Origin of the sequence: Nocardia nepalensis, from assembly GCF_048910785.1 — a bacterium.
Lineage (GTDB): Bacteria > Actinomycetota > Actinomycetes > Mycobacteriales > Mycobacteriaceae > Nocardia > Nocardia nepalensis.
The window spans coordinates 138722-156450 of sequence record NZ_JBKBET010000004.1 but is presented as its reverse complement, the minus strand read 5'-3'; the positions used below and the strand labels follow the sequence as shown (position 1 = coordinate 156450).

Here is a 17729-nt window from a genome sequence, read left to right as displayed (position 1 = left end):
CGGTCGCTACGGCGGCCGCACTCTGACTTTTATCGAGCTGAGGGCTGAGGAGCGGCGACGCATTGACCATTCTGGGGATCGGCTTGGACTTGGTGACCATCTCCGAGTTCGCCGAACAGTTGCAACGGTCCGGAACCACCATGCTCCGGGAGAGTTTCACCGCCGGTGAGCGGCGCTACTGTCAGAGCAAGGGCACCGACCCGGCACGCAGTTACGCGGCGCGCTGGGCGGCCAAAGAAGCAGTGCTGAAGGCATGGGCGTCTTCGCGTTTCGCGCGCCGCCCACAGATCGGCGACAACCCGTATCCGCTCATCGAGGTGGTCAACGACGCCTGGGGGCGGCCCAGCATCAAACTGCACGGCCTGGCCGCCGAATTCCTGCCCCGCGCAAGGGTTCACCTGTCCCTGACGCACGACGGCGACACCGCCGCCGCCATGGTCGTATTGGAAGACCCAGGCGAACTGGCCGACCTCATCGAGGGCCGCGAAGCGAGCGGCTGATCCGAGGAGTTCCGTCGAGCGTAGTCGAATGGTGGTCGCCCACGCCGTATTCGACCGCCATATCACTACGCTCGGCGAGCCGCCGGAGCCGAGCCAGCGGCGGCTGTGCGAGGACCTGCGTCACCGCTCGCTGGCGGTGCGGGATTCCTTCTCGGCGACCATGAGGTAGGCGACCATGAGGCGCTTGAGTTCGGAGACGGCCTCGGTGTTGCTCTGGTCGTCCTGGACGGAGAAGTTCAGCATCGAGTAGACGACGTGCACCAGGACCTCGGCCATCATGGTGCGGCGCGCGCGGGGGGTGCGCGGGGTCAACGGCCGCAGCATCTGCGAGACGACCTCGGCGAACTCCTTTTCGTGGATCGCGCCGGTGGCCCTGGTGGACGGGGTCGACTGCATCGCCAGCCAGACCTCGCGCCGGGACGGGTCGGTCATCCACAGATTCGCCAGGTGGTCGACGAACTGGTTCATATGCCGCAACCAGTCCAATGACGGGATCTCGCCGTGGAAATCGGCGAGCTCCTGGGAAACGGCAACGAGGTCTTGGCGATTCAGTTCGCAGACAATGACATATTTATTCGCGAAGAACTGATACAGCGTGCCGATCGGCACCTCGGCCCGCGCCGCCACCTCTTCACAGGTGAACGATTCGAACCCGACCTCGACGAGCAATTCCCGGGACGCTTGCAACAGGGCATCGAACTTGCGTTTGCTGCGTTCCTGAGTCGGCCTGCGCCTCGGCATGAGCTCCTGCGGGTCGTCCTGCAGGTCCAACGCAGGGTCCAGACGTCGTTTCGACCTGGCCTCCGTGCGTACATCCACGCATCAAGGCTAGCGGTATCGACACATACGCGACATGCGCACGGTATCTGCGTGTCAAGGACTGTCACATTTCAGCACCCATCCAAGTCGGATATGGCGTCGAACACTAACCGAGCGCGCGTGCATCACAAGGCGCGTTTCGGGCCGGGGAATCCAAGGGGCTCAGGGGTTTCGGCAAGCTCGTGAGCTCGGTAAATGCACTGGGAAGGCGTGATCAGTGGTAGCTCGATCCGTGGTAACACTAGGCGTTTCCACCGAACGCGGCGCGGTTCACGCGGTAGCACTCGCCGACGGCGGCGAGAAGCTACCCGAACGCGTGCTGCATCAGCGGGTGGTGAAAACCCGTGGCGACTCGAAGACGGACCTGGCGGTCGCGGTCCAGACGGCGATGGACTCCCTCGCCGCCGAGATGGGCCCGGATCAGGAGATCTGCGGCACGGCGGTCGCTTACCGCGATGCCGCCGAGCGCCGCGCGATCGTCACCAAACTGGCGGCGGGGCCGTGGCATACCGCCTCGCTGGTGTCGACGAAGGCCGCGCATCTGAGCGTGGCCGGGTTCATGACTTGGCTCGACGAATTCGACGACCTGCTCATCTGTGAGGTCGTTCCCGGACATCAGGCGTTCACGCTGGTCGACCGTCGGCGCAGCCGCGTGCTGGCCGCGACGAGTCAGGCGGGCGTCGCCACCGCGCAGGCGCTCGATGCCGCGGTGTCGGCGGCGTGGGATGAGTTCGAGGCGGCCACCGTTCGGCCGGATGCGGCCGTGCTGATCGGCTCGGCCGCAGGCGGACCGGTGGTGGCCACGGCAATGGACGGATTCGGCGCGCCGGTGATTCCGTGCAGGATCTCGACATCCGCCACCGCGCTCGGTGCCGCGCTGTTCGCCATGGCCGATGCGCGCGGTGCGGACGCGCCGGTCGAGTCGACCAGGAATACGCACGGCACGGCGGCGCTGGTCGCCGCGGCCGGTGTGCTGGCCGGCGGACTGGTGGCGGGCGGTATATACGTTACGAACGCCTCGTCGCGGACCACGGTCACCGCGGACGCACGGGTCGCCGCGGATGCCCGCGCGGTCGACGGCACCGGATCGGCCAGCGGCTCCAGCGCGGGCTCCTCGGTCCAGCCGAATTTCTTCCCCTTCGATCGACCGGACGCACGGCAACCCGCTGCCGGATCCGCCGCCGACCCAACGGCGAGCCAGTTCGACGTGGGCGAGGTGCCCGTGTACAACGCGCAGCGCTGGGGCGCGCAGCAGCCGCTCGCCCTGGCCCCCTTCGATATGCACGAGCACGAAAACGAAGCGGCGGTATCGCCACAGCAGCAGGTTCTCGGCTCCGCCATACCCGGCCCCACCGCAAAGGTCGGCACCCCCAACGGCTACACGCTCTTCCCCGGTGAAGCCCCGCCCCCGGCGGCTTTCACCCCGGAGTTCTACCACTGGTGGGACAACCACGTCCGCTTACTCTTGCAATGGGCGGCCCAAGGGTTGCAGTCGACCTAGCAGAAGTCGCGGAAAGGTCCGGTGCCCCAGCGGCACCGGACCTTTCGCTATGTGAGCTCGATCCGCCGTCCGACGCCGTAACAGCGCGCTCGCCGCGACATGCCCGAGCAACGCGATCCCCGCACACCAGCCCACGGCCCGCAGCGCACTGTCGCGGCCGCGTGATCGACCCGCAGCGCTACCGGTATGGCCCTCGCCAACTCGCAGCGGGCCTACGAACTGGACGAAACCGGCCGGGCGGAGGCCGATCCGCGGTTCGGTCCGGATCGGCCGCTCGATGGCTGCGAACAGTTAGTGTGCTCGTTCGATAAGTAGGTCTACACCGACAGGTCGCGGCGGAGTTTGGCTACGTGGCCGGTGGCGCGGACGTTGTACTGCGCGACTTCGATTTTGCCTTTTTCGTCGACCAGGAACGTCGAGCGGATAACGCCGGTGACGGTTTTGCCGTACATGGTCTTCTCACCGAATGCGCCCCATGCGGTGAGGGTGGATTTGTCCGGATCCGAGAGCAGCGGAAAGGTGAGCTTTTCGTTGTCGCGGAACTTGGCCAGCTTGGCGGGCTTATCGGGCGAGATGCCGATGACCTCGATGCCCGCGCCCTCCAGGTCGGCGAGGTTGTCGCGGAAATCGCAGGCTTGCTTGGTGCAGCCGGGGGTGCTCGCGGCGGGGTAGAAATAGACGATCACCTTGCGGCCGCGGTAGTCGGACAGCGACACGTTCTCGCCGTCGGCGTCGGGCAGGGTGAAATCGGGGGCGGGATCGCCGGGGGAGAGTCGTTGGTTGTCGGTCACGTCTTGCACGGTAATCGAACGTCCCGACAATGGAGCCCGCACCGGCGCGGTGCGGCTGGTTAGACTCGTCGGCGAGCGCGTTCGCTGCACATCTGACACAGGAGGACACACGTGGCTAGGGATACCGAGCGGATCGAGCGGGACATCGAGGCCGCGCGGACACGGCTCGCGAGCACGCTCGACGAAATCGCCGTGCGCGCCGATCCGCAGCGCATCGCCGATGACACCAAGCACATGGTGCTGGCGAAGCTGAACGAGCCGAAGGTGAAATACAGCCTGATCGGCGCGGGCGCGGTGGTCGTCGGGCTGGTGCTGTTCAAGATCTTCCGCTGAGTCGAAACGAAAACACCCGGTGTGGCCAGCCACACCGGGTGTTCTGCATTCGGGCCTGTCAGATCAGACCGTCGGGCAGGCGAAGCCGTCGCCGTCCGGATCCAGGTGCGGGCCGTAGCCCGGTTCCCCGCGGAACAGCGGTGCCCGACCGGCCGCGCGGGCCTCGTCGCAATTGGCGAATGCGCCACCGGCAGAGCCGGTCTGGGACATGCCTGCCGAGCCGGTCGCGGCCGAACCGGAATCGACAGCGGACGAGCCCGTTCCTGAGGAACCGGAGGGGACGTCGGCCAGGGCTGCGGGCGCGGCTAGAAAGGTTAGGCCCGCGAAGGCAACGCTGACGGTGAGCGCGCGAACGTTCATATATTCCTCTGTTTATGTGCTGCGGTGGATTGGCGCCCAGGGGGAGACGCCGCATCCACTGTTGTGATGGGCCGCTCCGTTGTCAACCGCGCAGCCGGACAATAGGGGCATTAGGGGAAGATCACCACTACCGCAGTCACTCGCCCAGACGCCTGCCAGCCGAATGTTGGGCCGGAATATTTCCCATTCGTCCCGCCTGGTAATCCTCCATCGCCTGGATGATTTCGGCGCGGGTGTTCATGACGAACGGACCGTATTGCACGACAGGTTCTTTGATCGGCTGGCCACCGAGCAGCAACACCTCGAGATCGCCGGTTCGGTTGTGCTGCACCGCATCCGCGGTGACGGTGAGCGAATCGCCGGGGCCGAACACGGCGAGTTGTCCTTCGCTGACCGGTCTGCGCTCGGCGCCCACCGTTCCGCTACCGGACAACACATACGCCATCGCGGTAAACCGTTGCGGCCACGCGGTTTCCAGTTGCCCACCCGGTGTGATCGAGGCGTGTGCGTAGGCGATCGGGGTATAGGTCGACCCGGGCCCCTCGAAGCCGCCGACCTCGCCCGCGATGATGCGCACCAGCGCGCCACCGTCGTGCGAGCTGACCAGTGTCAGTTCACCGGCGCTCAGATCCTGATAGCGCGGGGCCGCCATTTTCTGCGCGCGCGGCAGGTTGACCCACAGCTGGATGCCGTGGAACCAGCCGCCCGCGATGACCAGTTCCTCGGCGGGCAGCTCGTCGTGCAGGATGCCGGAGCCGGCGGTCATCCACTGGGTGTCGCCTTCGCTGATGACGCCACCACCGCCATTCGAGTCGTGGTGCACCATGGTGCCGTCCATGACATAGGTGACGGTCTCGAAGCCGCGGTGCGGATGCCACGGGGCGCCCTTGGCCTGGTACGGCTCATAGGCGACCGGGCCCATCTGGTCGAGCAGGATGAACGGATCGGCCGAGCGCAGATCCATGCTCGGGAACGGTCGGCGGACCTCGAAGCCCGCGCCCTCGCGCTGCTTGTGAGCGGTGCTGATACTGCCGACCTTCCGCTCGCGCGTGGAATCCGTGGTGCGGGGCAGTCGTGGCAGCACCATGATGTCGGGGACGGTGATGGCTGGCATGGGCACCTCCTGAGTGGTTGGTGTCCATGTCAACCAAAGACTGGTTAGGATCATTCCCGTGGTCCGATGGCTGAACGATGATGAGCAGGAGACCTGGCAGGCCTTTATCCGGCTGCGCCAGCGGCTGGACGCGGCACTGTCGGCCGGGCTGGCCCAGGACGGCCTGTCCACCGCCGATTACGAACTGCTGGTGCCGCTGTCCGCGGCACCCGGCGGCTGCCTGCGCGCCAAGGAGTTGGCCGCCGAGGTCTGCTGGGAGAAGAGCAGGCTCTCGAAACACTTGGCACGCATGGCTTCTCGCGGACTGGTCGACCGTCGCCCGGCCGCGGACGACGCCAGGGGGATCCTGGTCGAACTCACGCCCGAGGGGCGCAAGGTGCTCGAAAAGGCGGCGCCGAACCATGTCGAACTGGTGCGTCGGATCTTCGTCGACCCCATGACGCCCGCGGAGGCGCAGGCATTGCGGTCGCTGGCCGACAAGGTGGTCGCCGAGGCCGAGGGCGAGGGCGAACTCGGTTACTGAATCACCACGGCGTGATCGGCGGCTTCACCCACAGCAGCTTCTCGTCGGTGTGATTGCGTTGTGCCGCAGGATGATTCGGATGACGAGCGGCCCAGGTGTCCTTCGTGTCGAGCAGGTCGGCCACGCTGGTCCAGGTTTCGTCGGTGCTCGGCGGATTCGTCTGGGCCGCGCGCGCCAGCTTCCGACGGACCGCCGCTGGCATATCCAGCACTTCGGCCCCGGTGATGCCGCGATCCCAGATGTAGGCCGCGAGGCGGCGCGCCTTCTCGGCGCGGCTCTTCGACGCGTGGTCGGAGTGGGCGTAATCGGTCATGGCGCAGTCCACATCGATGGTGGTTGGTCTGCGACGACCCTACGACAACGCCTCCCCACCGTCGGGTGGGGAGGCGTTATCGAAGAGTCGTGGATCAGTACGCCGAGTTGACGTTGTCCATCGAGCCGTAGCGGTGCGCCGCGTAGTTGCAGGCCGCGGTGATGTTGGCGACCGGCTCGTAGATATCCCAGGCGGTGCCCTCGACGTGGTAGGCGTTGAAGGTCGGGTCGATCACCTGGAGCAGGCCCTTGGACGGAATGCCCTTGGCGGCGTTGGAGTCCCAGAGGTTGATGGCCTGGGGGTTGCCGCCCGATTCGCGCATGATGTTGCGGTAGATGCCGTCGTAGCTACCCGGGATGCCGTTCGCCGCCATGATGTCGAGGGCGTGGTGGATCCAGCCGTCGAGGTTGTCCTCGTAGACCGGGGCCGGAGGCGGCGGGAGGGGCAGACCGGGGACCGGCGGCAGTTCGGGGAGCGCGGGCAGCGCGGGCAGAGCGGGCAGGACCGGGGCGTCGACCGGCGTGACGGCGGGGGCGGGCTGCTGCTCGGCGACCATCGCGATGCGAGACGGAACGCTGTCGTCGGCCAGCGCCGCGACGGAGGAGGCGCCGACGGCGATGACACCGGCCGCGGCCACAATGAGGGTGACACCGTCACGGAGGGACGGGCGGCGGAAGGAGGAAAAGCGCTTGTCTGGCATTTCGAAATCAGTTCCTTGATCGTGTCCATTGGTGATTCGGCCTGGTGTAGGCAGTGCGGATCACCGACGGGCACCCCGGTGGGGTCGCCCGCTGAATCGGTTCATATGCTGTTTTCGGGTTTTGTTGTGAAGGCCAGGCGGAGCCCGGCGCGCGACGCGGTGAGAACTACCCGGGGTCGATGCCCGGCGGGTGCCGCTGTCGTTCGGAGGAGAATGCGGTCACGGGCTGTGGTGCCGCTGATATCTCCAGCGACCGCGGCGGGCGAACATATCTGCCGTTGCGGTCGTTTTCCGAATGTCTGTGGATTGCTCCTCGGTCTAACCAAACTTCAGGTCTGTTCCGTGACCTGGTCTCAGCTTGGTCACGATGGGTTAACGCAGCGTGAACGAATAGTGAACGCCCGGGGTTGCCGATCTTGGAAAGCCCTGGTCGAGCCACCAGAAACCGGCCGTATGCGGGGAGTTTGCCCCTAAACTTGATGTGACGCAGGTCACGTAAATTTCCTTGTAATGGAGGCCACTTTGTCTCGATTTGGTCACCAAGAGGCCGGACGGACCCGTCCGGGGGGCACCACGCGGGTCAAATTGTTACGCAATTGGGTCACCGCGGAATCGCCCAAAACGGACGCCCAGTGGGCGGCGAAGTTCGCCGCGGCGGCATCGGCGGCGCGGGTGCAGGCCCACCCCTTCTCGGTCAATGTGATCAACCGTGCGCGCGCGTCGTCCGGATGCGCATTGCGTTCGGCGTAGCCCTTGCGCACAAGTTCGTCCACCAACTGACTCGCGGCCTGTTTGGTCACCCCCAGATGCTCGGCCACCTCGCCGACCGTCGCCCCGTTCGGTGCCAGCCGCACGAACGCGAACCCGTGCGTCGGCCGCACATCGGCGAATCCGGCCGCGACGACGCCCGCGTGGATGGCGTCGGTCGCGGCCGCCCCCGCGGCCAGCAGCAGCAGCGCGAGATCCTGCCCGGGTCGCAGGGGCGAGGCGGGTTTCAGATCCGACATGACCCACATCTTGACACGGATGGGCAAGTTGCTTGACTATATAGTCAACCTGCTTGACTAAATAAGAGGAGCAAGACATGCCAGTAACCCGTGCCGCCGAGGCCGAAGTCCACGAAATGCACGGCACCCAATTCGCCTCCTACATTCGCCCCGGCACCGGCAGCGCCGAACTGTGCGTCTGGCAGACCCGGGTGCCCGCGGGTTTGAAGGGCATGCCGCACAAGGTTTTACGAGAGGAGGCCTTCGTGATCATCGAGGGCGTGGTGACGCTGACCATCGACGGCCAGCCGGAGGAATTGCGAGTGGGCGATGCCGCCGTCGCGCCGGCGGGCTCGACCATCAACCTGGTCAACAGCGGAACCGAAACCGCCACCCTGGTGGTGACCGTCCCGGTCGGCTTCCAGGCTGAACTGCTCGACGGAACCGTCATCAATCCGCCATGGGCCAGCTGATCGGAGCCGCCAGGGCGCGTGTCCAACGACACCCCCGGCGCTATCGCTTCGATGGTGCTGTGTTGACGCATTGATCAAAAATCCCCCGTCGGCGCGCTGCCGACGGGGGATTTGGCTGGGTGCGCCATCAGGGACTCGAACCCCGAACCCGCTGATCGAGCGTTCCGGTCAATGTGCCGGTGGGTCGGCATGGGCTGCCCTCGGCGGCGATGCCGGTCCCACAGTGGTTACGACTCCAAGCCCAGGATCTGCCCTGTTCTAGCGAGATTGGCATCGACAGTGTGCTGCTGGGTCCCGATCGCCGTTGTCATCTCAGGCAGCATCCTGAGCAGCAGCGGCTCCCAACGCATCGCCTCTTGTGGGAAGCATCGTGCAAGGAGGTCGACCATGATCGCTGGGGCGGTCGAGGCCCCAGGCGACGCACCCAGCAGCCCCGCGATGGTTCCGTCGGCTGCCGTCACCAATTCGGTACCGAAGGTCAGGACACCGACTTTGTGGGCATCCGGCTTGACCAGCTGCGCGCGCTGCCCGGCCTGAACCAGATACCAGTCGGCAGGATCGGCGGCCGGATAGAAACGCTGCAGCTGCGCGAATTTACGGCGGCGCGTGGAGAGCAACTGCCCGATGAGATAACCGACCAAGGACAGGTTCTGGACAGCGACGGCCAGCAAGACCGCGATATTGGTCAGGCGCACTGTGGTGAACAGGTCGATCAGCCGGCCGCGTTTGAGCAGTCGCGTACTGAACGTCGCGTAGGGCCCGAACAATAGGGACTGCTGCCCGTCAACCAGCCGTTTGTCCATGTGGGGCACCGACATCGGTGGGGCGCCGAGGGACGCCTGGCTGTAGACCTTGGCGTTGTGGCGGCTGACCACCTCGGGATTGTCGGTCCGCAGAAACTGTGCGCCGAAGGGAAACACGCCATAGCCGTGAACCTCGGCAACCCGGGCTCTCTGTAGTAGCTTGAGCGCATATCCGCCCGCGCCGACGAAGACGAACTTCGCGCGAACGGTGAAGCGCCGCTTGGCATCGCGGTGGCGACCGGTGATCGTCCAGAGCCCGTCCTCTCCCCGACACAGACCGGTTACCTCCTGCCCGACCCGCACCTGTGCGCCAGCGTTCGTCACCACCGTGGTCAGTGCCGTCGTCAGGGCGCCGAAATCGATATCGGTACCGGCTTCGTAGCGTGTGGCAGCCATCGGCTCACCGGGGCTGCGCCCGTCCATCAACAGCGGTGCCCACTGTGTGATCACCGCCGGGTCCTCGGTGTACTCCATGGCCGAGAACAGTGGCAACGTGCGCAGCGTCTGATATCGGTGACGCAGGTATGCCACATCCCGGTGGCCGAACACGACATCCATATGCGGAGTCGGATTGATGAACGATGCGGGATCGGTGAGATCGCCCTCGTCGACAAGTGCGGCCCAGAATTGTCGCGAGAGATGAAACAGTCCGGCGATCTGCTCGGCCTTCGTCGGATCCTGCGGGTCGGGCATGTAATTCAGCTCGCACAATCCCGAATGCCCGGTTCCGGCATTGTTCCATGCATTCGAGCTCTCAGCGGCGACCTCGCTGAGGCGCTCGAACATCACCATCGACCAATCCGGTTGGAGCTTGGCGATCATCGCGCCCAGTGTTGCGGACATAATGCCGCCGCCGATCAGCACGACGTCGAAGATCTCGTGCGACACAACTGGTTTCGCGGTCGCGGGCTGGGCAGTTTTCATGTCGATCCTCCCCTGAATTCTGTGCCCATAGATCGTCGTTCGCCCGCGATTCTTCCGTCTACAGCCAGAATTGGACGATTACCATCCGAATGTGGATGATTCTCCGTCGGCCCAGCTGGAAGCCCTCGCACCGCTGTTGGCGGCATTCGACACCACAGCTGATGTGGGCCATATCACACGGGCTTCAGAGAAGCTCGGAGTCCCGCAGTCCTCGCTGAGTCGACGGTTGAAGGCCGTGGAGAAGGCAGTCGGTGTGCCGTTGTTTCAGCCAGCTGGCCGAGGGATCACGCTCACCCCCGCAGGGCGGGAACTGTTCGATCGCACGCGCGGATTGGTGCGGGCCCTCGACGATGCTCTCAGTGGCGTGCGCAGCAACGCCGACCCAGAAACCGGACTGGTGCGGTTCGGTTTCCCGCTCACCCTCGGGCCGATCAGCATGCCGTCCATGCTGGCCGAATTCCATACCGGCGCACCGCGTGTCCGTCTGCACCTCGTCCAAGCTCACGGCGAAGGATTGGCCGAGCTCATCCGTGACGGACGCCTCGATCTCGCTGTCATGATCCCTTCACCTGACGACCTACCGGCAGTGGTATTGGGGCAGCAGCGAATTCACCTTTACGTACCCCGTAGTCATCGCCTCGCGGGCTCTGACACGGTCGACCTGGCCGACCTCGGTCGGGAATCCTTCATTGCCAACCCGCCGACCTATCATTTGCGGCGCATGCTCGACTCCTGGTGCGCTGAAGCCGGATTCACGCCGAACGTCGCCTTCGAGATCACCGAGTTCGACACCATGCGTTCCTTGGTCGCGCACGGAATGGGTGTCGCGCTCTTGCCCGAGCCTGAAACACCCCATCCAGACCTGCACCGTGTGCGGCTTTCCTGCCGACGTGACCGGACGATTGCGCTAGTGCTCAGCAACCACCGACCGACCCCGGTGGTTGCCCGCCTATACGAATTCGTCGCCCAGCGCGCGATGGCGCACATCGACGCCACCGAACCTCGCGCAGGCCTCAGACACGGGAGTCCTGAACCGCCAACTCCTTGAGCCCATTCCACACGGTGAATTCGTCACCGACGATTCTCGGTTGCAGCCTCATGATCACCGCAAGTATTCGGATACCGAACACCGCGATCGACACCGTGACCGCCGCGGGGCTCGGCCACATCAGGACCAGCAGCGCCAGCAGGAATGCGTGGACATAGGTGTAGCTCACCTCATAGAGCGCAACCATGGCCGGCGTCGTCTGTACTTGCTCCCCGAGATAGATCACAGCGAGGATGATCGGCAGCAGCAGCAGAACCCACGCAACCCTGGTTGGAACGACACCTGCTACCGAGAGAACGAGGACCAGCACGTACGGGCTGGTGTGCACTATCACCAGTGTCGTGGCCCGCTGCCATAGCTTCTTGATGCTGAAAATGCTTGCCGCGCCGACCGCTTCGTCGCCCTCCACATCGGGAAGATCTTTCGACACCTGCGCGCCCTGGTGTCGAGGCCACCGATACCTTCTCCTACACGACCGTGGCCCTCGCGGGCGGCAGGATCAGGATTGAACGCTTCGGTGGCGACGTCAGTCGTTTCAACCGCTTCATCATCAGCGACGGCAAGTTCGACGTCGCTGCGATGACCTCGGACCTTGCCGACTTCCTGCGTGGCTCGAGCATCGCGGTCTCCACCAACTTTGCTCGTACCCAAGGGGTTTCAGTCGGTTCACACCTGACGATCCCGACACCGAGCGGTCATGTGGAAGCCGAAATCGTTGCGATCATCGACGACTCCACCTCCGATGGCGGGATGATCGTTGCCGGTGACGATCTCTACCAGGAGATCGCCGGCGCCCATGCCGGCAGCTACACCGTGGGGATCGTGCCCACGCCGGGCACCGACCTCACCGCACTGCGGGCTGATATTCAGAAGCTGGTGACTGCCACCTATCCTCGGGCCCAGGTGCTCTCTGCCGACGATTACCGCGATGAACTCGGAACCAACCTGAGCCGATTGATGATCTCGTTCACCACATTTGCGTGGATCACCTTCGCGATTGCCGGGGTCATCGGGGCGGCAACACTTGCAACCGTCGTCGATCAATCCAGGCGTGCTGCCGCGCTTATTCGCCTCGACGGCGGCAGGAACATCTACACGCTGTTGACCCTGGGCCTGACGTCGACCATCGCCGCGGCGCTGGCGTGGGCCATCGCCCTGCCGGCGTCATATCTGGCCGTTCGCATCATGATCAGCGTGCAGGCTGGCGCCAGTGGTCTCACGCCCAGTGCACATATCCCTCGCGTCATGGTGTTCTCGAGCCTGCCGTTGGTCCTGCTGACGGTGGCCGTCGCACTCGCACTGATCGCCCGATCATCGTTGAACCGGCCGCTATGGGCGGAGTTATCCGACGAATAGGCCACCGCCGCACATAATCCAGCCCGACAGCGCTCGCGGAGACCAAGGATGGACCCGTCACATTCTCCCGCCAGCAGGCGTAACCACCCAACCGCCCGTGACCGGCTGGCGGCGTGGCACAGCCGTGCCCGACCTCGGCGAATGTCAGGACTGCCGCCGGGGCCGAGCTGGATCCCGACGCCGATCCAAACGTTGGGGCTATGGACAATGCGTCCGACAACGCTGCGACACATGCAACGGCGCTACGGAGACGTCTTCACACTCTCGGACCTGCCCGTCGGCAAGGTCGTCGTTCTATGTGCTGCCGCCGACGTCAGAATGGTCCTGCGAGGACATCCCGATCTCTTTCTCGGCGGCGACGGCAATAGCGCACTCGGCCCGGTGGTAGGCGCGCGATCGGTCATCACCCTCGATGGGCACGACCATCGCTCGCAGCGCAAACCTATGGTTCCTGCCTTTCACGGTGGCCGGATCCGGATGACGACGAGCATGGAAGAACTCACGAAACGAGAAATCAGCAGGTGGCCAGTCGACACCAGCTTCGCCCTGCTCACCAGCATGCAAGATCTGAGCCTGCGGATCATCGTCCGCACAATCATCGGCGAGGACGATCCCGTGGAAGCCGACAAACTGGCACTTGCCCTGCGAGCAGCCATCCCCCACCGCGTGGTTGACCTGGCCGTCTGGCAACTGTCCTCCCTCGCCGGTATCGGGCCTTGGCGAAAACTGTTGAACGCCATGGACCACGCCGATGGACTGCTGTATCGGCACATCGAGCGACGCAGGGCCGACCCACTGCGTGAATCTCGGGGCGACGTGCTCTCGATGCTGTTCGACGGCAATCGCGACGACGAAACGATCCGGGACGGACTGATGAGCCTGCTGGTCGCCGGCCACGAAACAACTGCTGTCGAGCTGGCATGGATCTTCGAAGAGCTCCTGCGAGATCAGCACTCACTTGACCGTGTCCTCGCCGGGCTCGACCGTGACGATGACCCCTACCGTGCCGCCGTCATCAAGGAAGCCCTCCGGCTACATCCGGCAATCTTCAACGTAATGAGAAGGATCACCGGCGAACTCGAGTTGTCCAATGGTCAGCGCCTTCGAGCTGGCACACTCATCATGCCTTCCATCGGCTCCGCCCACACCGACGCCCGAATCTGGGGATCTGATGCCGACCGTTTCAGGCCTGCCAGATGGTTTGACCCGGAAGTCCCCGAGGCGGCGTGGTTTCCATTCGGCGGCGGTGCCAGACGATGCCTGGGATCCAGCTTCGCCCTCGCCGAAATCGACGTGGTGATCAGAACGATCCTGCGCTCCACACGCCTCGTCCCCGATCGCCGTGCGCACGAACGACAGCGGATGCACCACGCCACCGTTGTGCCACACCGTGGCACCCGTGTCCGGCTGGAGAGCCGGCTCTGACACGAGCACGCTCACACAGTTCCACCCTCGAGTCGTCCGCAACTGCCAACTGAACCCCCGGCATGTCCGGAGACTTTGATGTACATCGGGTTTCACGGAGTCCGATCCGGTGTTGAAGCGGTTGCGGGCCGACCCGGTGCACGGGGCGGATGTGTCAGGTGAAGGCGCTTCGCGAAGTGGGTGGCAGCCTGGTGGAGGTTGACGACAAGATTCGGCGATGGTGTGCCGATCATTCGCTCGCTACTGGCATCAGGGAGGTATTCCAGAAATCGGCATAACGGTCGCCGCGGCGCAGCAGCTCGTCGTGGCTGCCCTCTTCCATGATCCGGCCGGCGTCCAGGAAGACGATGCGATCGGCGCGGCGGACGGTCCGCAGCCGGTGCGCGACCATCACCACTGTCCGGCCAGCCATCAGGCGCTCGATCCCTTCGTGCACGGCCGCTTCGTTCACCGGGTCCAGTGCGGAGGTCACCTCGTCCAACAGCACGATGGGCGCGTTCTTCAGCAGTGCTCGCGCAATCGAGACGCGTTGGCGCTCACCACCGGACAGCAGGGCGCCGCCCTCGCCGACGTTCGCCGCCCATCCGCCGGGCAGCCGCTCGATCACCTCGTCCAACCGTGCCGCGGTCGCCGCCGCCCGCACCTCGGCGTCGGTGGCGTCGGGGCGGCCGAGACGCACGTTTTCCTCGATGGTGCCGTCGAAGAGATAGACATCCTGGAAGACGATGGCGATCTGCTGCATCAGCACATCGGTGCTGATCGCCCGCACGTCCACACCTCCCACGCGTACGGCGCCTTCTTTCACGTCGTAGAACCGCGCGAGCAACTGCAGCAAGGTGCTCTTGCCCGAACCCGAGGGGCCGACAACGGCAAGCCGCCCTCCCGCGGGCACGGACAACGACACGTTGTCGATCACCGTGCTGCCGCCATGCCTAAAGATCACGGACTCGAACTCCACGCCATGGCATACCGGCTGAATCGGTTCGGAAGCTTCCGGCAGCGGTTCGGTGCGCAACACCGCGTCGAGACCGGCCAGCCCGGCATACGCGCCGCGTAATTGGCCACCGATCTCCGACAGCGACAGCAGCGGATCCGCGCAGCGGGCAGCAAGCACCAGGATCGCCAAAACCTCTGCCACACCGATATTTCCGCCGAGCGAGAGGTAGGCGCCCAACGCCAGCAGCGCGGTGAACACCGCCTGCACCGTCAGCGTCAGGCCCACTTTGCCGGGCAACGCCGACAGTATGGAACGGCGGGACGCGCGCTCGAGTCCCGACAGCGAGTCGTCGAGCAACCGGAAGCGTTCGGCAGTTCGGCCGCCGGCACGCAGCACCGGCTGGGTCTGAAGATATTCGATAACTCTCCCGGTGGCCTCCTTGGTGCGTTCGGCACGGTCCGCATCGGCAGCGGCCATCGAACGTCCCGTCCAGATCTGGATCGCGGCCACGACCGGTACGGCGGCCAGTGCGGCCAACCCCATGTGCCAGTCGAAGGCGAACATCACAACGACAATCGTCAGCGGAGTCGCGCTGGCGGAGATCAACGGTGCCAGCAGATGCACGATCACGCTCATCGCCTGCAGCACACCCTCGCTGGCGAGGACCGACACCTCCCCGACGCGACCGGCGGTGAACCAGCCGAAGGGCAATCGGGCCAGACGATCGCCGAAACGATGATAGGCACCGCGCAACAGAGCGGTCCCAGCCTGGAAACCAGACAGATCGCTGCGATAGCGCAGCGCCGCATAGCCGGTGACCACCACCCCGAACCCGATCAGCCAGGGTTGAGCGTCCGTAGGCGTGCTGCCGAACAGTGCCCGCAACACCGGAACCAGAAACGCATAGGACAGACCCTCGGCTATCGAGGCTGCCGTCATCAGGGCCACGGTGCGACGCACGGGCTGGGTGTACTCGTGTCCCAGTACGCGCAGCAGCATTCGGATCATCGGGAGTCGTCTCCTTGCAGGGTTTTGATGTCATCGGTGAGCGCGAATTGGTGGGATTGCCAGAATTCGGCGAACTTTCCGTTCTGAGCCAGCAGTTGGGCGGGCTTGCCGCGCTCGACGATCGACCCGTTCTCCAGCATCACGACGGTGTCGGCGTCGGCGATCGTCTCCAGCCGATGGGCGATGACCAGAATCGTCCGATCGCCCGCCAGCGTCGCCAGCGCCCGGCGCACCGCCTGTTCGGTGTGCGGGTCGGCGAAGGCGGTCGCCTCGTCGAGCACCAGAATGGGCGCGTCGGCCAGCAGAGCGCGCGCGATGGAAATCCGTTGCGACTCACCACCTGACAGTTGGACGTCCGCTCCGAGCACCGTGTCGTAGCCGCGTGGCAGCTCGAGAATCCGATCGTGAATATTCGCCAGCCGGGCGGCACGAACCACGTCGTCGAGGTCGGCGTGCGGTGCCGCCAGCGCAATGTTGTCCGCGACCGACGCGCGCAGCAGGCGAACGTCCTGGAAAACGAAGGAGACCATCCGGTAGAGCTCCCGGCTGCCGAGTTCGCGCAGATCGACACCGCCCAGAGTGACCGAACCGTGGGTCGGGTCGAAGAACCGCGGCAGCAGCTGCACCAGTGTGGACTTTCCGCTTCCCGAAGGCCCGACGATCGCGGTGACCGTTCCGGGCTCGAGCACCAAGTCGATTCCGCGCAGCACCTCGTGACCGGCGTCGTAACCGAATCGAACCGCACGCAGTTGCACCCGGTGGCCCTGTGGAGTGATCGGGCGCGCAGGTTCTGGAAGCGACGGCACAGCAAGCACATCCCGGATCCGCTCCACCGCGCGCCGAGCGGCCTGCAGCCCGTCGAAGCCATGCCCCAGCGCCGCCACCGGAGCGGTCAGGCCGAGTCCCAGCAGCAAATCCGCCGGGGCCAGAGAACCGCTCGTAATCAGAGCCGCACCGCCGACCAGTACGACCAGCAGTACGAACGGCGGCGACACCACCACCTGCATCCCCGCGGCGATTCCGGCGAGACCTTGCACCATGCGGAGAAAAGAGTCGGCGAAATCATCTGCGGCTGTGCGGAACTTCCGGTGCGCCTGCTCGCCTGAACCGAACGCCTTGACCACCGAGATGCCCTGCACGAACTCGACGGCCGCACTCGCGATCCTGCCCATCCCCTCATCGAACTCCTGCTGCTCGCGCATCCGGGTCTGGGTCATCATCAGGGGAACCAGCGCCACGGCCAGCACCACCGGTATCAGGGTGATCAGTGTGAGCCGCCAGTCGATGGTGAACAGGTAGATCAGCGACACCAGCGGCACCACGAACGCGGCGACGAGGTCGCCGGGGGTGTGGGCGATGAACGGGTGCACGGTGCTCACGTCCTTGCCCACGACCTTTGCCAGCTCGCCGGTCCGGCGTCGGGAGAACCAGCCGATCGGCACGCGCCCCAGGTGCGCGGCCAGTTGCCGGCGAAACGACAGTTGCACCCGGCTGTCGAGAAGATGCCCGATTCCCGACGATGCGGCCGTGAACAGCATTCGGACGAACAAGCCAGCCGCACCCGCGGCCACGACGATCCAGACATGGCCGTGATCGATCGGGTTGGGCGACAAGATGGTTCGACCCAATTCGACGACCGCCAACAGTGGTGCCAGACCCGCGGCAGCCCCGATGACCTGCAGGATGACAACGGCGGCGAAACTCCCTGCGTAAGGGCGCAGCAACTGCGCCAGGCTCGGCCCCGCCGCAGTATCGGCATCGGGTAGTGATGGTGTGGACTGCTCCGTCGGCGCGCCGAGGTCAGTGGTTGTCATC

Annotated in this window: 19 protein-coding genes; 8 read left to right on the top strand and 11 right to left on the bottom strand. The window is 65.2% G+C overall.

What is annotated here, in order from left to right:
- The first annotated feature begins 62 nt into the window (after positions 1-62).
- Entirely contained in the window at positions 63-500 is a 438-nt protein-coding gene (gene acpS, locus ACHQ4I_RS04120; protein ID WP_354960586.1) for a holo-ACP synthase AcpS, read from the top strand.
- Positions 501-620: 120 nt separating this feature from the next.
- On the opposite strand, the gene ACHQ4I_RS04115 is transcribed toward acpS, so the two are convergent.
- The gene (locus tag ACHQ4I_RS04115) at positions 621-1241 is read right to left on the bottom strand and encodes a TetR/AcrR family transcriptional regulator (protein ID WP_420770357.1); all 621 of its coding nucleotides are present in this window, start codon (positions 1239-1241) and stop codon (positions 621-623) included.
- A gap of 310 nt (positions 1242-1551) precedes the next feature.
- Here ACHQ4I_RS04115 and ACHQ4I_RS04110 point away from each other — a divergent pair, with 310 nt between their 5' ends.
- Positions 1552-2820, top strand: coding sequence for a hypothetical protein (locus ACHQ4I_RS04110; RefSeq protein ID WP_420770311.1), 1269 nt, complete (start codon positions 1552-1554; stop codon positions 2818-2820).
- A gap of 317 nt (positions 2821-3137) precedes the next feature.
- Here ACHQ4I_RS04110 and bcp read toward each other — a convergent pair whose 3' ends face one another.
- On the bottom strand, positions 3138-3611 hold the full coding sequence (gene bcp / locus ACHQ4I_RS04105; protein WP_420770310.1) for a thioredoxin-dependent thiol peroxidase: 474 nt from the start codon (positions 3609-3611) through the stop codon (positions 3138-3140).
- A gap of 111 nt (positions 3612-3722) precedes the next feature.
- Here bcp and ACHQ4I_RS04100 point away from each other — a divergent pair, with 111 nt between their 5' ends.
- Positions 3723-3944, top strand: coding sequence for a DUF3618 domain-containing protein (locus ACHQ4I_RS04100; RefSeq protein WP_420770309.1), 222 nt, complete (start codon positions 3723-3725; stop codon positions 3942-3944).
- A gap of 63 nt (positions 3945-4007) precedes the next feature.
- On the opposite strand, the gene ACHQ4I_RS04095 is transcribed toward ACHQ4I_RS04100, so the two are convergent.
- On the bottom strand, positions 4008-4304 hold the full coding sequence (locus ACHQ4I_RS04095; RefSeq protein WP_420770308.1) for an excalibur calcium-binding domain-containing protein: 297 nt from the start codon (positions 4302-4304) through the stop codon (positions 4008-4010).
- A 136-nt stretch (positions 4305-4440) separates the two neighbouring features.
- Complete coding sequence (locus ACHQ4I_RS04090) at positions 4441-5418, bottom strand: pirin family protein (RefSeq protein ID WP_420770307.1); 978 nt, start codon at positions 5416-5418, stop codon at positions 4441-4443.
- 58 nt (positions 5419-5476) lie between these two features.
- On the opposite strand from ACHQ4I_RS04090, the gene ACHQ4I_RS04085 reads away from it, so the two are divergent.
- The gene (locus tag ACHQ4I_RS04085; RefSeq protein WP_420770306.1) at positions 5477-5941 is read left to right on the top strand and encodes a MarR family winged helix-turn-helix transcriptional regulator; all 465 of its coding nucleotides are present in this window, start codon (positions 5477-5479) and stop codon (positions 5939-5941) included.
- A gap of 1 nt (position 5942) precedes the next feature.
- Here the strand turns inward: ACHQ4I_RS04085 and ACHQ4I_RS04080 are convergent, their stop codons facing one another.
- The 3 genes from ACHQ4I_RS04080 to ACHQ4I_RS04070 form a co-directional block, all read right to left on the bottom strand.
- A complete protein-coding gene (locus ACHQ4I_RS04080) occupies positions 5943-6254 on the bottom strand; it encodes a hypothetical protein (RefSeq protein ID WP_420770305.1) in 312 nt (103 codons plus the stop codon).
- Positions 6255-6348: 94 nt separating this feature from the next.
- Complete coding sequence (locus tag ACHQ4I_RS04075; protein ID WP_420770304.1) at positions 6349-6954, bottom strand: transglycosylase SLT domain-containing protein; 606 nt, start codon at positions 6952-6954, stop codon at positions 6349-6351.
- Between the two features lie 536 nt (positions 6955-7490).
- Positions 7491-7961 (bottom strand): MarR family winged helix-turn-helix transcriptional regulator, encoded by a 471-nt coding sequence (locus ACHQ4I_RS04070; RefSeq protein ID WP_420770303.1) that lies wholly within the window; start codon positions 7959-7961, stop codon positions 7491-7493.
- Positions 7962-8038: 77 nt separating this feature from the next.
- On the opposite strand from ACHQ4I_RS04070, the gene ACHQ4I_RS04065 reads away from it, so the two are divergent.
- Positions 8039-8413: a cupin domain-containing protein gene (locus tag ACHQ4I_RS04065; RefSeq protein WP_420770302.1), complete on the top strand. Its 375-nt coding sequence runs from the start codon at positions 8039-8041 to the stop codon at positions 8411-8413.
- Between the two features lie 227 nt (positions 8414-8640).
- Here ACHQ4I_RS04065 and mqo read toward each other — a convergent pair whose 3' ends face one another.
- Positions 8641-10140: a malate dehydrogenase (quinone) gene (gene mqo, locus ACHQ4I_RS04060; protein ID WP_420770301.1), complete on the bottom strand. Its 1500-nt coding sequence runs from the start codon at positions 10138-10140 to the stop codon at positions 8641-8643.
- Between the two features lie 91 nt (positions 10141-10231).
- Here mqo and ACHQ4I_RS04055 point away from each other — a divergent pair, with 91 nt between their 5' ends.
- On the top strand, positions 10232-11188 hold the full coding sequence (locus ACHQ4I_RS04055) for a LysR substrate-binding domain-containing protein (RefSeq protein ID WP_420770300.1): 957 nt from the start codon (positions 10232-10234) through the stop codon (positions 11186-11188).
- Here ACHQ4I_RS04055 and ACHQ4I_RS04050 read toward each other — a convergent pair.
- Entirely contained in the window at positions 11154-11618 is a 465-nt protein-coding gene (locus ACHQ4I_RS04050) for a hypothetical protein (protein WP_420770299.1), read from the bottom strand. The genes ACHQ4I_RS04055 and ACHQ4I_RS04050 overlap by 35 nt on opposite strands.
- Positions 11619-11665: 47 nt before the next feature.
- Between ACHQ4I_RS04050 and ACHQ4I_RS04045 the strand changes: the two genes are divergently transcribed.
- A complete protein-coding gene (locus tag ACHQ4I_RS04045) occupies positions 11666-12544 on the top strand; it encodes an ABC transporter permease family protein (RefSeq protein ID WP_420770298.1) in 879 nt (292 codons plus the stop codon).
- A 48-nt stretch (positions 12545-12592) separates the two neighbouring features.
- Positions 12593-13969: a cytochrome P450 gene (locus tag ACHQ4I_RS04040; protein ID WP_420770297.1), complete on the top strand. Its 1377-nt coding sequence runs from the start codon at positions 12593-12595 to the stop codon at positions 13967-13969.
- Positions 13970-14198: 229 nt separating this feature from the next.
- Here the strand turns inward: ACHQ4I_RS04040 and ACHQ4I_RS04035 are convergent, their stop codons facing one another.
- Together ACHQ4I_RS04035 and ACHQ4I_RS04030 are read right to left on the bottom strand one after the other, a co-directional pair.
- Positions 14199-15914 (bottom strand): ABC transporter ATP-binding protein, encoded by a 1716-nt coding sequence (locus ACHQ4I_RS04035; RefSeq protein ID WP_420770296.1) that lies wholly within the window; start codon positions 15912-15914, stop codon positions 14199-14201.
- On the bottom strand, positions 15911-17728 hold the full coding sequence (locus ACHQ4I_RS04030) for an ABC transporter ATP-binding protein (protein ID WP_420770295.1): 1818 nt from the start codon (positions 17726-17728) through the stop codon (positions 15911-15913). The genes ACHQ4I_RS04035 and ACHQ4I_RS04030 overlap by 4 nt, the downstream gene beginning before the upstream one ends.
- Position 17729: the final 1 nt, after the last annotated feature.

What these genes read in the sequence shown, in the direction of transcription:
- mqo (WP_420770301.1), bottom strand. Translation starts at nt 10,140, where the DNA reads ATGAAAACTGCCCAGCCCGCGACCGCGAAACCAGTTGTGTCGCACGAG.
- ACHQ4I_RS04075 (WP_420770304.1), bottom strand. Translation starts at nt 6,954, where the DNA reads ATGCCAGACAAGCGCTTTTCCTCCTTCCGCCGCCCGTCCCTCCGTGAC.
- ACHQ4I_RS04030 (WP_420770295.1), bottom strand. Translation starts at nt 17,728, where the DNA reads ATGACAACCACTGACCTCGGCGCGCCGACGGAGCAGTCCACACCATCA.
- ACHQ4I_RS04115 (WP_420770357.1), bottom strand. Translation starts at nt 1,241, where the DNA reads ATGCCGAGGCGCAGGCCGACTCAGGAACGCAGCAAACGCAAGTTCGAT.
- ACHQ4I_RS04040 (WP_420770297.1), top strand. Translation starts at nt 12,593, where the DNA reads ATGGACCCGTCACATTCTCCCGCCAGCAGGCGTAACCACCCAACCGCC.
- ACHQ4I_RS04065 (WP_420770302.1), top strand. Translation starts at nt 8,039, where the DNA reads ATGCCAGTAACCCGTGCCGCCGAGGCCGAAGTCCACGAAATGCACGGC.
- ACHQ4I_RS04070 (WP_420770303.1), bottom strand. Translation starts at nt 7,961, where the DNA reads ATGTCGGATCTGAAACCCGCCTCGCCCCTGCGACCCGGGCAGGATCTC.
- ACHQ4I_RS04090 (WP_420770307.1), bottom strand. Translation starts at nt 5,418, where the DNA reads ATGCCAGCCATCACCGTCCCCGACATCATGGTGCTGCCACGACTGCCC.
- ACHQ4I_RS04095 (WP_420770308.1), bottom strand. Translation starts at nt 4,304, where the DNA reads ATGAACGTTCGCGCGCTCACCGTCAGCGTTGCCTTCGCGGGCCTAACC.
- ACHQ4I_RS04035 (WP_420770296.1), bottom strand. Translation starts at nt 15,914, where the DNA reads ATGATCCGAATGCTGCTGCGCGTACTGGGACACGAGTACACCCAGCCC.
- ACHQ4I_RS04080 (WP_420770305.1), bottom strand. Translation starts at nt 6,254, where the DNA reads ATGACCGATTACGCCCACTCCGACCACGCGTCGAAGAGCCGCGCCGAG.